The organism is Vibrio alginolyticus NBRC 15630 = ATCC 17749 (genome assembly GCF_000354175.2).
Lineage (GTDB): Bacteria > Pseudomonadota > Gammaproteobacteria > Enterobacterales > Vibrionaceae > Vibrio > Vibrio alginolyticus.
Window position 1 is genome coordinate 686,578 of the sequence record NC_022359.1, and the last position, 14,199, is coordinate 700,776.

Genomic DNA, 14,199 nt, shown 5'->3' on the forward strand with positions numbered 1-14,199 from the left:
AATGACGGCAACTTATCGTCGGCAACAAGGAAGTAAAGTCTATACCTTTAAGTCATTAGCTGACTTGATGGCGAAAGCGACACCGGAGCGCTCAGGCGATGCGTTAGCCGGGGTTTGTGCTCAGTCAGCGGCAGAACGTGTAGTCGCACAAATGGCGCTATCTGAGTTACCACTTAAAACGTTTCTTAACGAGGCGGTTATTCCATACGAAAGCGACGATATCACTCGCCTAATTATCGATACGCATGACCTTGAAGCTTTTAAACCGATTGAGCACTTGACGGTCGGAGATTTTCGAAATTGGCTGCTGAGTGAAGAAGCCGATGGTGAAACGTTGGCTAAAATTCGTCAAGGTTTAACACCAGAAATGGTGGCCGCAGTCAGTAAGATTATGCGCAACCAGGATTTGATTCTCGTTGCTAAAAAAGCCAAGTTGTCACGGCTTTTCGGAATACGATTGGTTTGCCGAGTCGCCTGTCTACTCGCTTACAGCCGAATCATCCCACTGATTCTCTCAACGGTATCGCAGCGACCATTTTTGATGGTCTGATGTACGGAAATGGCGATGCGGTTATCGGTATCAATCCGGCAACAGATAATGTACCTCAAGCTATTAAGTTAATGAACTTAATGGATGAGGTGATTCAACACTATCAAATACCGACTCAGTCTTGTGTGTTAACTCATGTCACGAACACGATCGAAGCCATTGAAATGGGTGCACCAGTCGATCTCGTTTTTCAGTCGATAGGCGGCACGCAAGGGACGAATGATACCTTCGGAATCGACTTGTCGATTTTGAAAGAGGCCCATGAAGCCGCGTTGTCTTTGAATCGAGGTAGCGTAGGAAACAATGTGATGTATTTTGAAACCGGACAAGGTACAGCGCTGTCTGCGAATGCATTTCATGGGGTCGATCAGCAGACTTGTGAAGCCCGCGCTTATGCTGTCGCGAAACAGTTCGATCCTTTGTTGGTTAATACTGTCGTTGGGTTTATTGGCCCTGAGTATCTGTTTGATGGCAAACAGATCATTCGTGCTGGGCTTGAAGATCATTTCTGTGGGAAGTTGCTTGGTTTACCTATGGGTTGCGATATCTGTTACACCAATCATGCCTATGCCGATCAGAATGACATGGATAACTTGCTGACACTATTAGGTGTGGCCGAGTGCTCGTTCATCATGGGTATTCCAGGGTCTGATGACATCATGCTCAATTATCAAACTACCTCATTTCACGATGCCCTTTACGCAAGAAAAGTACTCGGTTTGAAGCCAGCACCAGAGTTCGAACAATGGTTAATGGAGATGCAGATTTTCGAGAGCGTGCAAGACGTTCGGTTAAGTGAGCAAATCTCTCGCTCGTTTTCGGGAGCAATTAACCAACTGAATAAGGGGTATTCTCATGGGTAAAGTAATCACCATTGCTCAGTCCCCACAAGATGAGTCTGAAGTTGTCACATACAACCCGTGGGGAAAGTTACGTGACTTCACCTCTGCTCGGATCGCTCTGGGTCGTAGCGGGAACAGTGTACCAACCAACGAGTTACTCTCATTTCAGCTGGATCATGCCCAAGCTATGGATGCAGTGCATTGCAGTTTGAATATTGAGTCTCTCGTTGCTGGTTTGTCGGACTCTTACTCGATTCTTGAAAATACCTTAGAGCCTCCAGTGGTAGTGAGCAGCCGAGTAAGTGATCGGCTTATGTACCTGCAAAGGCCCGATTTAGGAAGGCTGCTTGATGAATCTTCTTGGCAAACGCTCAACTTGATAGCAAATGAGCATAACACTGACATTGATCTTGCGATTGTTATTGCTGATGGACTTTCTTCCGTCGCAATTCAAAACCATGCCGTGCCTGTTGTTACTCGATTGATTTCTCTTTTAAGCGCTGATGATGAACATCAATGGAAATTCGCACCTATCACAATCGTAAAGCAAGGAAGAGTAGCGGTAGGGGATGATGTTGGTGAATGTTTTAACGCCAAGGCCGTGCTGGTTTTAATTGGAGAGAGACCCGGTCTAACTTCTCCGGATAGCATGGGTATGTATCTCACTTGGGGGGCTAAACGAGGCTCTAAAGATTCCCAAAGAAACTGCATTTCCAATGTGCGTCCCCAGGGGCTCAACTATGACGATGCCTGTGAACGCGCATTTTACTTGCTCAAGGAGGCTCGAAAATTACAACTGTCAGGAGTGAATCTGAAAGATCGCTCAGATATCAATGAGCCAAGTGGCGCAAGCGTTGAAGATAAACACAGCGACAACTTTTTAATTTCATCAAAGTAGAAGGATTTACTATGTCTAAACATCAGGAGTACTTGGCCAAAAGGCAGCTAAAAAGAGGCACCGCAGGTTGGATTTTACTTGCGGGCTTAGGTGTCTCGTATGTTATATCTGGTGACTTCGCCGGTTGGAACTTTGGCATCGCTCAAGCAGGATGGGGAGGCTTTCTTATTGCTGCTATCGCGATGGCAGTAATGTATTTCACGCTAGTATTGTCTTTAGCTGAAATGTCTGCGGCTATTCCTGCTGCGGGTGGTGGTTACAGCTTCGCAAGACAGGCGATGGGGCCGACAGGTGGCTTTTTCACTGGCTTATCAGTTTTGATTGAATATGCGCTCGCGCCTGCTGCGATAGTGATTTTTATTGGCTCAGCAGTTAATGAATTGGTTGGTATCGATGGTCCTGTTGTTTACGCACTTTTCTACGCCGTCTTTATCGCTATTCATATGGCAGGGGTTGGCGAAGCTCTCAAAGTAATGATGGTCATCAGCGGTTTGGCTGTGCTAGCTATTCTAATTACTGCTGCTGTGCTTATTGGTCACTTTGACGTTAATAACTTATTCGATATTGCTCCGGCGACGGCTCAGGCAACAGAAATCTTGCCGTTTGGGTGGTATGGCGTATGGGCTGCGTTGCCATTTGCAATGTGGTTGTTTCTTGCGGTTGAAGGTGTGCCTTTAGCGGCAGAGGAGGCAAAAAATCCGGCAAAAGATGTTCCCAAAGGCATCATTGGTGCGATGCTGTTTTTATTGCTAACCGCAACTCTCGTAGTCGTCCTTTTGGCTGGTGCGGTTGGCTCAAAGGTCATAGGCGATAGCGCGGTGCCATTAGTTGACGCCCTAAAGCTTACGGGCAATTCAACGGTAGCAATGGCCGTGAACTTACTCGGGTTAGCTGGTCTTATCGCTTCTTTCTTTTCTATCATTTATGGTTACAGCCGCTTGGTGTTTGCGCTTTCCCGCGCGGGTTATTTACCGCAAACTTTGTCATTAACCAGTGACAAAAAAGTGCCTTCTCGTGCGCTGTTGGTTCCGGGCGTTTTTGGGTTCTTGGTTTCACTTACGGGTGAGGGGGACTTAATCTTGGCGATGGCTGTTGTCGGTGCGACTGTATCGTACGCATTAATGTCCTTGAGCCATATTTTATTGCGAATTAAACAGCCTGAATTAACTCGTCCATATAAAACGCCTGGTGGGATAATTACGTCGAGTATTTCTCTGGTGCTTTCTTTGATCGCAATGACAGGTGTTTATGCTTTTGATCCCTCGGCCTTTTTCATGACAATGGGATTGTTTCTTATCGGTGGTGTTTATTATGGGTTATACAGCCGCAACAAATTGGTGGCAGCAACCGCCGAGGAAGAGTTTGCCATGCTGTCTGTAGCAGAGCTAGAGCTTGAATCAGATGTCGTACGATAGTCACTCTGATTCTTGTTATTCAGCATATTAAGGGAGCCATAGGCTCCCTTTGTCATTTCTATCAAAAGTGCATAGCGCACAAATGCATCACTTTAACTTTATAAGTGGTTAATCATGTGAAAGTCTAGTCTGGATAACGATGGCGCAGATCCATCACAGGTAAAGGTTAAGTTTTCAAGGAAAGGTCATGATAAATAAGGTATTTAATACACTTTTGGGAACAGAGTTACCGATTATTCAAGCGCCAATGGCCGGTGTGCAAGACAGCCAAATGACCATAGCCGTCAGTAATGTTGGCGGGCTTGGCTCGTTACCTTGTGGAATGCTGAACAAAGACGCCATCGTAAAAGAACTTCAACTTATCAAGCAGGCAACTAACCGACCGTTTAACCTCAATTTCTTTTGCCATGAAATGCCGGAGTATGACGCCAACAAGCACGAAAAGTGGCAAAAAACGCTGCAACCGTATTTTTCCGAGGTTGATGCAACCGTTCAGGCTCAGCCAAACGCTCCGACAAGGATGCCTTTCAATCATGATATTGCTGACGCGATTGAACCATTTGCACCGCCAGTGATCAGTTTCCACTTTGGTTTGCCAGACGATGATCTGTTAGCTCGAATTAGAGGGTGGGGAGGGAAGATCCTTTCGTCAGCGACCACGGTGGACGAAGCACTTTGGCTAGAAGCAAAAGGCGTTGACGGTATTATCGCCCAAGGCTTGGAGGCTGGTGGACACCGAGGTATGTTTTTATCGGATGATTTAACTACTCAATTAAGTTTGATGGCGTTATTACCACAAATCGCCAAACGGGTGAATTTGCCTGTTATTGCTGCAGGCGGAATCGCTGATAGAAGTGGGGTGGAAGCCGCGTTGAGATTAGGAGCGAGTGCCGTTCAAGTTGGCAGCGCCTATTTGTTGTGTGATGAGGCGAAAACATCGTCTTTACATCGATATGCCATTGCCAGTGAACGCGCGCAACATACCGCTGTGACCAATGTTTTCTCGGGCCGACCAGCGAGAGGCATTGTGAATCGCGCGATGTCGGAGCTAGGCTACATCAGTGAGTTTGCGCCGAAATTCCCATACGCCTCCATTGAAATGGCTCAACTAAGAGCGCTTATGGAAAAGCAAAACCGAGATGAATTCACACCGTTGTGGTGCGGACAAAACTCGTCGGGTTGTAAGGAAATATCGGCGGCAGAAATGACATTGTCATTAGTGGACGGCATCGATTTAAACTGATATGCATCTTGCCTTTTAAAGCGATGCTGACTGAATGGTTACGAGTTATCCCTGTATTTATGTAGTAAATCTAATGGGATGTGGCAGTAATCATTCGGAAAGTTTGTGAGTCTGTCTTGGTGCTCATCATCACTTGGCACATAATTTGTGAGTGGCAGTACTTCTACGGCGATCTTGTCGGCGTCCGGTCGTACTGCGATAAACGCTTTCGCCATGGTGAGATGCTGTTCGTTTTGGCTATAAACACCAGTACGGTACTTCTCACCTACGTCTTCACCTTGCTTGTTAACGCTGTAAGGGTCGATTATCTCAAACAAATACCCCATTAAAGTTTCAACCGAAACTTGCTCAGGGTCGAACTGGGTTTTCACGCACTCTGCGTAGCCATCGTATTCGGATTGAGTGTTATCCGTTGTGCCATTTGCTCGCCCGGCTTCTGTGTTGATTACGCCCGGAAGGTGGCGCATAAATTCTTGCACGCCCCAAAGGCAACCGCCTGCGAAGTAAATTTCTTCCATTACTTTTATCCTAGTCTTTACCGTTGTTGGGATGTAGGGAGTTAACCCCTCTTCTTCCATCCCATTTTCGTTGCCCTATTATCTGTTGATGGGAGCGATATTCGCAAGGTAAAGCTTGGCTAATCAGACCACGCGTTTTTTCCTTTTTACTTTCAAGTTCTTTTCATATGAAACATCAGGTGAGTATACTGTAAGCTCATCAATAAGGAGCGAACCTGTGAACCCAAGACAAAATGAAATTCTGCAATTAGTGAACGACCGTAAACGCGTTCAAGTCACGGAGCTTTCTGACATCATTGGCGTGTCGGGCGTGACCATCAGACAGGATTTGAACTTTCTGGAGCAACAGGGCTACCTAAAGCGCGTTCACGGCGCAGCTACCGCGTTGCAAAGTGATGACATTGATGCCCGCCTGGAAGTACGTTTCGATATTAAACAATCGCTCGCAAACCAAGCTGCGGATTTGGTCGCACCGAATGAGACAGTGCTGATTGAAGGAGGCAGTGCCAATGCGTTGTTGGCTCGGACATTGGCTGAGCGCGGCGATGTGACCATCATTACGCCATCGGCGTATATCGCCCATCTCATCCGTAACACTTCTGCCAACATTATCTTGCTTGGTGGCGTGTATCAGCACCAAGGCGAGAGCTTGGTCGGACCGCTGACTAAGTTGTGTATTGAGAACATTCATTTCAGCACGGCCTTCTTGGGTATTGACGGCTTCCATCAAGACACTGGCTTTACTAGCCGCGACATGATGCGCGCTGAGATCGCAGAAACCATCATTGCGAAAAAAAGGCGCAATATTGTTCTAACGGATTCTAGTAAATTTGGGCAAATTTATCCCTCATCAATTGGTAAGACTGACGAAATATCAGTGCTGCTGACTGACAAAGCCGCTCCGAAAAGCGACCTTGAACAAATCAAAAAGCGAGGTGTGGAAGTTATATTAGGCTGATTAAGCCACGCTTCGTTTTCGCTTCGCGAGCATTGCTGTTGGGGAGAAACCGGTGACTAGCATAGTGCCGCTAAGCACTAGAATTGTTCCTATGATGGTGTTAGAGCCGACGGGCTCATCTAGCACCAAGTAGCCCCATAAGATACCAAAAACAGGAACAAGAAAAGTGACAGTCAGTGCTGACGCTGGGCCGATATCAGAAACTAAGCGGAAATAGAGCAAATAAGCGAACCCTGTGCATACAACGCCGAGCGTGACAACAGAGCTCCATTCGAAATGACTTGGTTCTGCACGCATTGGTAAGAATGGTAGCAGCGGCAGTACCCAAATAACCGCCGCCCACATGCTGCCGTGAGCATTGTCAAAAGCAGGTACTTGTGGCGCATTTTTAGTGTAGTTGGTAGCAATGCCATAGCTGAAAGAAGCCATCAAACTGGCGGCAATAGGGAGCATGGCTTCTTCACCTATGGTTGAAGTATCTAAGCCGACCAAGACTGCAACGCCTCCAATGCCTATTAGCATACCGAGAACAGATTTCGCTGTGAGTGGGCTGCGGTACCAAACAAAGCCAACTAGTGCTCCCCATATTGGGGCGGTTGAGTTCAATATTGCTAAAGTTGATGCATTCAGTGTCTGGGCTGCGTACGCAAAGAGTAAAAATGGAACTGCGCTATTGAATAAGCCAATAATAAAGAAGTGTTTAGTATGCGCAGTTAACGTGAGTTTCTTCTTCAAATATACGGCGATCAATAACAAAGCGACGGCGGCAAATGTAACTCGAAATTCGATTAAGTAAGCCGGCCCGAATGTGTTGGCGGCGACTCGCATAAACAGAAACGAGCCACCCCAAATAGCAGCGAGGCAGAGTAAGCGAAAAAAACTGACGGCAGTCATTTGACATCCTTGGTCGAGGTCTAGCGCCTCATCGATTAATTGTTGCGCTAACAGTGAATTAAACCAAGGATGAGGTCAACCAGAAATGTAATGCCAGTTCCGGATCTGGCTAGCTTGGGCTCACGTTGATGGTGTGTTGTTGATTTGTGATGACTTAATGGCTCTCTGACCATACTGCGAATTCATTTCCACTCGGTTCAGTGAAGTGGAATCGACAGCCGCCGGGGAATTCGAAAATAGGGCGGATAATTTTTCCACCATGCTGCTCTACTTTTGCCTGAGTGGCCTGAATGTCTGAGCTATAAAATACTAAAAGTGCGCCACCATTTGCGGTTTGGTTTATAAACTCAGATTTGAAGAATCCGCCATCCAACCCTTGTCCTGAAAATGCAGAATATTCTGGGCCATAATCGGTAAAGCTCCAGTCAAAAGCACGCTCAAAAAATTGTTTGGTCGCACTGACATTAGTGGAACCAAATTCAACGTAATTCAATTTTTCATGTTGATGCATGGTGAAATCCTTCTCGGTTACTATCGTTTCTAGGCGAACTTTTCTACGATGATGTCGTCCGCTTTTTCGACAAATAATGCGCCATTATCTCTGAGCTCTGTCAGCACATTCTCTATATTATCAGGCAGCACCGCACGAGTTGAAGCAAGATTAACTACCACACTGTAGCCAAGTTCCAACGCTTGCATGACGGATTTTTTCACGCAAAAGTCTAAGGCAAGGCCACCGATAACTAAGGTATCAATCCCGTTGAACTTTAGAAATTCATGCGCGCCTGTCGTTTTGGTGTCGGCAATATCATGGAAAAAAATACCGTAAGGGTGCGCGTCAGGATCCATACCTTTATTAACTTGAAAATCATAGTCCAACACGGGTGGTAAACCATCTAGCAGCTCAGAACCTGTTGTGCCAAGCACACAGTGACGGTTCCACTTTATATCCACATTCGGTAAACCAACGGGCTCAAGCATATTGGCTGGCGATTCTGCATCCCATTTTGCTTTCGGTGGGTGCAAGTCACGACTGACCAGTTTTAATCGGCCTTTGGCATGATTACTCAAAAGCTCCGGTACGATTTCCAACGCACCTGCAACGGGCAGTTCATTTGGACATAACTCACTAAAGCCTTTCTCTGGATCAACGTCGATCACTGCTGTAGTTTGATAGTTTACTCGAACAGTCATGGCAGACTCCTTGTCTGTCTGATTGTCTGCGTTTATCCACGCAAACAGTTTTGAAAAAAGGTTACTTCGTCGCTAGTCAGCGTATATACCATTGCGGGTTTTCCACCTTTGCCTTTGTTGGTTGAAGCGACTTTATTAGTGGGTTTTAGTACGCCTGAATCTATCAAGCGGCGCTTAATCGTCATTCGGCTGATATCAATACCAAACTCTTGATAAGCAGAAATGATGTCCGCAACCAAAAACTCTTTGTCTAATGCAAACAAAAGAACCGATGTGTATTCAATGGATGCACGAAGCTTTTGCCACGCTTTTTCAATGGTTTTTTGATGATCAAATGCGAGGGTTTCTTCTCCATTGAGAATAGCCTGTAGCGAAAACCATTTAAGTTGGCATTCCGGTACACCTGCATTATTTATTTGCTCTACATTGTTACGATCGACTAAGGCGTAGTGCGTAATGTTTAAGCTCCAGTCTTCTGGATCGCGCTTTGGATCACCGTCGATAAACGCTTCGCTAAAATGGCGAGGGTAGGTATGGATTTTCTCACGGCAAATTCGGCGACGCGCCGCTTCAAAGTTTTCATCGGCCGGGCGTCCGCCTTCACTGGTTAAGTCTTTATCAAAGACAAATCCGCCCGGTAGTGCCCAGACTCCATGGTATGGCCGATTTGGATTTGAACGTTTAATCAACAACACTTCCAATCCCTTATCGGCACAGCCAGATAGCCTGAATGGAATAATGTCGACAGATACGATCATGGTTGGGTCCTAATATTGATTTGTAAGTAATCTAGCGCATAACAAGTGGTCAATCAATGGGTAAGTAACGAGTTGTTAGAAACGTTTTCGGTAGTGTTCTTAATACGGTTTGAGCATAAATTTACGGATGACTCTGACTTATTCACAATGCTTGTTCGAATTCTAGACAAAAAAACCTTATAAAAATGAGTGGTTAGTAACAAAAGTTGACAAACTATAGATGGGTGTTTATTGTTTACGCAAATTAGTTAGTAACAAAAAGTTATATACCCAGGAAGGGCATGTAGAAGGGCACCTAATGACCACCAAACTATTTTCTTCCCGCATCATTCAAAGCGCTTTGGATTTCGATGTCTACAAAGTCAATATGATGAGTGCTGTAACAGCGCTTTACCCTGATGCGATGGTGTCATATAAGTTTATCGTGCGCAGTGAGGAAGACCTTTCTGAGCTTTTGCCTGAGGTAAAAGCCGAAGTCCTTAAACTGCAAGATATTCAATTTACGCAAGAAGAAATTGAATATATTAAGCGTGTCGCGCCTTACCTGAATCCTGACTTTGTTGATGCACTGCGCCATTTCCGTTTCAACCCACAAAGCGATGTCTCTTTCCATAACAAAGCCATGGCTGATGGCTCAAGCCAGTTAAGAATTACTATTAACGGTTTGTGGCGAGATACCATCTTGTACGAAACGATCATCATGAGCATCGTGTCTGAAGTTCGTAGCCGTCAGCGTTGGTCAGATATCCCTGTTGTGCAATTTACCACTGTTTTAGAAGAGAAAGTTCGGCACCTAAAGTCGGAACTAAAACGTCGTAACATCACTAACTTTAAATTTTCTGACATGTCGACGCGTCGACGTTTTTCCTTCCAAGCTCAGCGCACTATGCTGGAATATTTGTGCCAGGAAGTGCCGGAATGTTTGACAGGAACAAGCAACTATCACTTAGCAAAAGAGCTAAACTTGACGCCTATCGGCACCGTTGCTCATGAATGGTTTATGGGACACCAAGCTCTGGTGAATGTGCGAGATTCGCAAAAAGTGGCGTTGCAACGTTGGCAAAAAATGTTTAATGGTGCACTAGGCATTGCGTTAACCGATACGATTGGTATCGATGCTTTCCTTAAAGACTTTGATGAAGAACTAAGTAACGCGTACTTCGGTGTACGTCACGATAGTGGTTGCCCTTATAGCTGGGGTGAAAAAATGATTGCACACTACCAGTCACTGAATATAGACCCATTAACAAAAACACTGGTGTTTACCGACGGACTTAACTTCGAACAAGCGTTAGATATTTGCGAGTATTTCCAAGGACGTATTCAGGTGAGTTTTGGTATCGGTACTTTTCTTGCCAATGATATGGGTGATTATGTCAATAAAGATGGTGAAGCCTACCAGCCACTTTCTATCGTGATAAAAATGGTCACGTGCAATGGTTCACCGGTCGCCAAAATCAGTGACGAACCTGAGAAAGCCATGTGTGAAGATATCTTCTTTTTGATGAATCTCAAGCGCCGCTTTGAACAACCTCTTGATTTAAATGAGTGTCGTAAAATGATCGATCGTTTAGAAACTGAAGGTCAAAATTATCTCATTGACGCGTAGGCGTTATCCTCTCTCCTTGATAAGCACCCTCTATCGTTACGACAAATTTATATAGGTAAACGTGGAGGGTGATTTCGTTATAGTAATATACAGAAGTAACCAGATACAGCGCAGGAAAGCACTCAAAAGTTGATGTGTTATCTGCCTTTGATTAGTGTAAATCGATACGTTACAGCATCGTGGACGGTGTATCTCATCCGACACTAAACTCAGTCTAATCACGTAGTTTATTCCCACGTACCATGAGCTCACTCGGGTATAGACGTCTATCTGCTTTTATGACTTTGGGCTTCACGTAGTTGCTTGAATCAGGAGTCAAAATGAACCTAGTAGTACATTTGCAAAAGAAAGCGATCCGAAAATATGGCTATGAGATGGCCACTCGCCAAGCATGGAGGTGTGGTATCAAGGCAAATCTTGTAAAGCGCGTGATTGGCCTTTTTAAAGGACAAATTGTTTGTGTGGTTGAAGGTTGCCGAGCAGAGTTTTCTTCTCCTCTTAATAACCCCCTTCACGAAGATGACAAGCAGGGGCGATATGTGTTTGTTGGCGGTGTATGCTGGGAACCAAATAACATTATAGCGCCTGGTTTCCCTGATTTTATGTTTATGCACGTGCGTAATCTAAGCCACCGTCATAAGTATTTAACGGATGACGAACTATTTTTGAGCTTGGCTTAAAAATAAATCTCATAGACTAGTCCAGCCCAATCATAATCAGTAGTGATACAGTTTTAGCTCTGTTGACACGTTGCTGAGTGTTTCTTGACGTACCTCTTATAAAACAGTGTTTCTTTACTTGTTAATAACAGAGGGTTTGTTTTCGTCTGATGTGATTTCCCTTTTGCGATTTACCATAACGCTCATCAAAGCAAACCATACTGGGATGTAAATCATGAATATGAAATCTATCGCAATTGCAACGGCAGTTGTTGCTGTACTAGCAGGCTGTAAAGACAAAACGCCACCAGCTCCAACTCAAGCAAACATTACTTTGGTTGAAGCGGTGACTGAAACGGTGAAAAAGCCGCACCAAGTATGTAAAGACGTGGTAGTAACCGAGCAAGTTGCCCCTGCGGATGACAATAAAATTATTGGTACGGTTGGTGGCGCAGCAGCTGGAGCAGCGCTGGGCAACCAAATCGGTGGTGGCTCAGGTAAAGTGATTGCAACTGCAGCTGGTACGATTGCTGGTGCACTGACAGGTCGTAAGATCCAGGAGAATGTGCAAAAAGGTGATGTAGTAACAACGACGAAAAAACAGTGTCATACAGAATATACGACATCTGATAAAGTAGTGGGTTACGACGTCACTTACGAAGTTTCAGGTGCACCAACGACGGTTCGTTTGGCGAGCAAGCCAGCGACAAAAACGTTCCCAATTCAAGATGGTAACGTTGTTCTACCACAATAGTTAGCGACTTAACCGAAGCGATTAACAAGCCCTTTTATCTTTGAGATGAAAGGGCTTTTTCACACAAGCGGCGTTTTCATCTGTTTTCCTATTGGAATGTGCGGCCAGAAATACCCGTTAATTTCCGTGTTCGATACAATCACTTTTCTAAAAGTACGAACGGAAAAAACATGGAAGATTTTTACCTGACCGAGCACGGTTTGGCTGGTTATTTCGAAGCGCAATGGTTCGACAAGTTCATTGAGGATCAACAGATTGAGATGATAACCAGTCGCTCAAAACAAGTCCCACTTTCTTTTTTGTCATCACCTCACTGCTCCCAAGTTGCTGATTTTATTGCGCAGGCGGTAATCGAAAGCAGCGTTCAGCCGTATTCCCTACTTGAGGTTGGGGCGGCGCTGGGAAGAAATTATTATGAGTTAGTGCAACGCTTACCTAACCTTAGAGAAGCGACGCTTGTGGAGCCTTCAAATAGGTTAATGGATGGCTTGAAGCAACTATTAATAGAAGAACAACGCGTCGAGCTTACTTACCTTCACGATGTGAACACCTTAAACACTTTAGAGGTAGAGAATAGAGATATCGTACAGAAATGTGCTCATGTTGATTTGACGCTAATTAACCAGCCTTTTGAGCTTGATACTCTCCAATCTCGCTTTGATTTAGTCGTATGTTTAAATGTGATTGATCAATGTGAGTCGCCACTTAGCGTGATCAATGCTCTAAAAAAAACCACCAAGGTGGGTGGGCTGATCGTTGTCTCTTGCACTTATCAGTGGAACGCGAAACACATCAAAAATAAAGAAGAGGCGGTTGATGATATCAAAGAATACTTTGCTGAAGGCTGGCGTCTAGTGTCGGAAGCCGAGCATGAATATCGCATCCGGTTTAATGATCGCTTTGCAAGGCAGTTTTTATCTCACGTAGTCGCTTACGTAAAAAACGATTAGAGCCACATAAAAAACCGAGCACTTACGGCTCGGTTTTTTAGTCTTTGGGCTAGAGCACAACTTTAAGTAACGTGCGCTTCTTGTTGCTCTTGCAACTTTTTCTTGCGACGCTCTCGTTTAGAAAGCCAAACCAGAGGCACAACAATCATAATGGTTCCTATTGCCATAAATATATCTGGCACTTCTCCAAACCAAATCAATCCCACAAACACGGCACCAATTAAGCCACTGTATTCAGCGCTAGCAATTTTGTTGCTATCGATCGAACGGTAAGCGATGACACATGTTGCTGCATAAATCATGATGAACAAACTTGAGCCAGCAGCAACAGGGAAAGCACTCCAGTCCCAAGGTTCTGCTTCGATCAGAACAAGCAAGAAGGCTACTGGAATACCTGCCAAGTTTGTCATCAATAACGTTTGCATCACAGACTGATTTTTTGGCAGTTTTCGAATGAGCAAGTTATTGATTGCTAAAGTAATTGCAACAACTAAAGCTGAAATGGCTGCCCAATCGATTTGGTCTGGACGAATGATGACCAATACACCGGCAAAGCCCATTATCGCTGCAGCGACCGATTGCTTAGACAACTGTTCTCCAAAAAAGATTGCTGCAAGTGGCAGCATGATCAATGGCGCGGCGTAAAAGATCGCGTTCGCAGTTGCGAGCGGTAAAGATGAGATCGCCAAAACCATGAATATTGCACCAAGTAACCATACGTGAGCGCGAACAGCATGCCACTTAAACCCTTCAAGAAAAGGCGCATTTTTTGTTAGCAGGTAGACTGGCAGCAGGAAAAGCACCGCTGATATTTGTCGGAAAAAGACAAATTGAAAAATAGGCACTTCATTTCCGACACTTTTAATTAAAGAGTCCGAAAGCACCGCAATGAGATTTCCAACAATTAATAGCAGCATCGCTGCTCCGACCGATGTAACTTTCACTTTTTCCTCTCCT

Annotated in this window: 14 protein-coding genes and 1 pseudogene; 9 read left to right on the forward strand and 6 right to left on the reverse strand. The window is 45.0% G+C overall.

The genetic code is table 11. From position 1 onward, the window contains the following. Position 1 precedes the first annotated feature (1 nt). From N646_RS18455 to N646_RS18470, 4 genes and pseudogenes are all read left to right on the forward strand, one after another. Positions 2 to 1,413 (forward strand): annotated as a pseudogene (locus N646_RS18455) (ethanolamine ammonia-lyase subunit EutB). After that, complete coding sequence (eutC, locus tag N646_RS18460) at positions 1,406 to 2,290, forward strand: ethanolamine ammonia-lyase subunit EutC (protein ID WP_017819781.1); 885 nt, start codon at positions 1,406 to 1,408, stop codon at positions 2,288 to 2,290. Before N646_RS18455 ends, eutC begins: the two are co-directional and overlap by 8 nt. 11 nt (positions 2,291 to 2,301) lie before the next feature. Next, entirely contained in the window at positions 2,302 to 3,705 is a 1,404-nt protein-coding gene (gene eat, locus N646_RS18465) for an ethanolamine permease (protein ID WP_005373969.1), read from the forward strand. A 187-nt stretch (positions 3,706 to 3,892) separates the two neighbouring features. Then, a complete protein-coding gene (locus tag N646_RS18470; RefSeq protein ID WP_017819782.1) occupies positions 3,893 to 4,948 on the forward strand; it encodes an NAD(P)H-dependent flavin oxidoreductase in 1,056 nt (351 codons plus the stop codon). Positions 4,949 to 4,986: 38 nt separating this feature from the next. On the opposite strand, the gene N646_RS18475 is transcribed toward N646_RS18470, so the two are convergent. Beyond that, positions 4,987 to 5,466 (reverse strand): peptide-methionine (S)-S-oxide reductase, encoded by a 480-nt coding sequence (locus N646_RS18475; protein WP_005373965.1) that lies wholly within the window; start codon positions 5,464 to 5,466, stop codon positions 4,987 to 4,989. 217 nt (positions 5,467 to 5,683) lie between these two features. On the opposite strand from N646_RS18475, the gene N646_RS18480 reads away from it, so the two are divergent. Next, positions 5,684 to 6,424 (forward strand): DeoR/GlpR family DNA-binding transcription regulator, encoded by a 741-nt coding sequence (locus N646_RS18480; RefSeq protein WP_017635127.1) that lies wholly within the window; start codon positions 5,684 to 5,686, stop codon positions 6,422 to 6,424. On the opposite strand, the gene N646_RS18485 is transcribed toward N646_RS18480, so the two are convergent. The 4 genes from N646_RS18485 to N646_RS18500 all read right to left on the reverse strand — a co-directional run bounded on the left by N646_RS18485 (position 6,425) and on the right by N646_RS18500 (position 9,270). After that, complete coding sequence (locus N646_RS18485; RefSeq protein WP_005373960.1) at positions 6,425 to 7,318, reverse strand: DMT family transporter; 894 nt, start codon at positions 7,316 to 7,318, stop codon at positions 6,425 to 6,427. Positions 7,319 to 7,472: 154 nt separating this feature from the next. Then, a complete protein-coding gene (locus tag N646_RS18490) occupies positions 7,473 to 7,829 on the reverse strand; it encodes a VOC family protein (protein WP_005373957.1) in 357 nt (118 codons plus the stop codon). Positions 7,830 to 7,858: 29 nt separating this feature from the next. Then, on the reverse strand, positions 7,859 to 8,512 hold the full coding sequence (locus N646_RS18495) for an isochorismatase family protein (protein ID WP_017819783.1): 654 nt from the start codon (positions 8,510 to 8,512) through the stop codon (positions 7,859 to 7,861). A 32-nt stretch (positions 8,513 to 8,544) separates the two neighbouring features. Beyond that, the gene (locus tag N646_RS18500) at positions 8,545 to 9,270 is read right to left on the reverse strand and encodes an NUDIX domain-containing protein (protein WP_005373953.1); all 726 of its coding nucleotides are present in this window, start codon (positions 9,268 to 9,270) and stop codon (positions 8,545 to 8,547) included. 298 nt (positions 9,271 to 9,568) lie between these two features. Here N646_RS18500 and pncB point away from each other — a divergent pair, with 298 nt between their 5' ends. The 4 genes from pncB to N646_RS18520 all read left to right on the forward strand — a co-directional run bounded on the left by pncB (position 9,569) and on the right by N646_RS18520 (position 13,242). Continuing rightward, complete coding sequence (gene pncB, locus N646_RS18505; protein ID WP_021035923.1) at positions 9,569 to 10,879, forward strand: nicotinate phosphoribosyltransferase; 1,311 nt, start codon at positions 9,569 to 9,571, stop codon at positions 10,877 to 10,879. 320 nt (positions 10,880 to 11,199) lie between these two features. After that, positions 11,200 to 11,559: a hypothetical protein gene (locus N646_RS18510; protein ID WP_017819785.1), complete on the forward strand. Its 360-nt coding sequence runs from the start codon at positions 11,200 to 11,202 to the stop codon at positions 11,557 to 11,559. Between the two features lie 214 nt (positions 11,560 to 11,773). Then, positions 11,774 to 12,292, forward strand: coding sequence for a glycine zipper 2TM domain-containing protein (locus N646_RS18515; RefSeq protein ID WP_005373945.1), 519 nt, complete (start codon positions 11,774 to 11,776; stop codon positions 12,290 to 12,292). 170 nt (positions 12,293 to 12,462) lie between these two features. Then, complete coding sequence (locus tag N646_RS18520; RefSeq protein WP_017819786.1) at positions 12,463 to 13,242, forward strand: methyltransferase domain-containing protein; 780 nt, start codon at positions 12,463 to 12,465, stop codon at positions 13,240 to 13,242. 62 nt (positions 13,243 to 13,304) lie between these two features. Here the strand turns inward: N646_RS18520 and N646_RS18525 are convergent, their stop codons facing one another. Continuing rightward, on the reverse strand, positions 13,305 to 14,186 hold the full coding sequence (locus tag N646_RS18525; RefSeq protein WP_005373940.1) for a DMT family transporter: 882 nt from the start codon (positions 14,184 to 14,186) through the stop codon (positions 13,305 to 13,307). Positions 14,187 to 14,199: the final 13 nt, after the last annotated feature.

Excerpts from the sequence above, each read along its gene's own strand:
- eutC (WP_017819781.1), top strand. The coding sequence starts at position 1,406 with ATGGGTAAAGTAATCACCATTGCTCAGTCCCCACAAGATGAGTCTGAA.
- eat (WP_005373969.1), top strand. The coding sequence starts at position 2,302 with ATGTCTAAACATCAGGAGTACTTGGCCAAAAGGCAGCTAAAAAGAGGC.
- N646_RS18470 (WP_017819782.1), top strand. The coding sequence starts at position 3,893 with ATGATAAATAAGGTATTTAATACACTTTTGGGAACAGAGTTACCGATT.
- N646_RS18475 (WP_005373965.1), bottom strand. The coding sequence starts at position 5,466 with ATGGAAGAAATTTACTTCGCAGGCGGTTGCCTTTGGGGCGTGCAAGAA.
- N646_RS18485 (WP_005373960.1), bottom strand. The coding sequence starts at position 7,318 with ATGACTGCCGTCAGTTTTTTTCGCTTACTCTGCCTCGCTGCTATTTGG.
- N646_RS18490 (WP_005373957.1), bottom strand. The coding sequence starts at position 7,829 with ATGCATCAACATGAAAAATTGAATTACGTTGAATTTGGTTCCACTAAT.
- N646_RS18495 (WP_017819783.1), bottom strand. The coding sequence starts at position 8,512 with ATGACTGTTCGAGTAAACTATCAAACTACAGCAGTGATCGACGTTGAT.
- N646_RS18500 (WP_005373953.1), bottom strand. The coding sequence starts at position 9,270 with ATGATCGTATCTGTCGACATTATTCCATTCAGGCTATCTGGCTGTGCC.
- pncB (WP_021035923.1), top strand. The coding sequence starts at position 9,569 with ATGACCACCAAACTATTTTCTTCCCGCATCATTCAAAGCGCTTTGGAT.
- N646_RS18510 (WP_017819785.1), top strand. The coding sequence starts at position 11,200 with ATGAACCTAGTAGTACATTTGCAAAAGAAAGCGATCCGAAAATATGGC.
- N646_RS18515 (WP_005373945.1), top strand. The coding sequence starts at position 11,774 with ATGAATATGAAATCTATCGCAATTGCAACGGCAGTTGTTGCTGTACTA.
- N646_RS18520 (WP_017819786.1), top strand. The coding sequence starts at position 12,463 with ATGGAAGATTTTTACCTGACCGAGCACGGTTTGGCTGGTTATTTCGAA.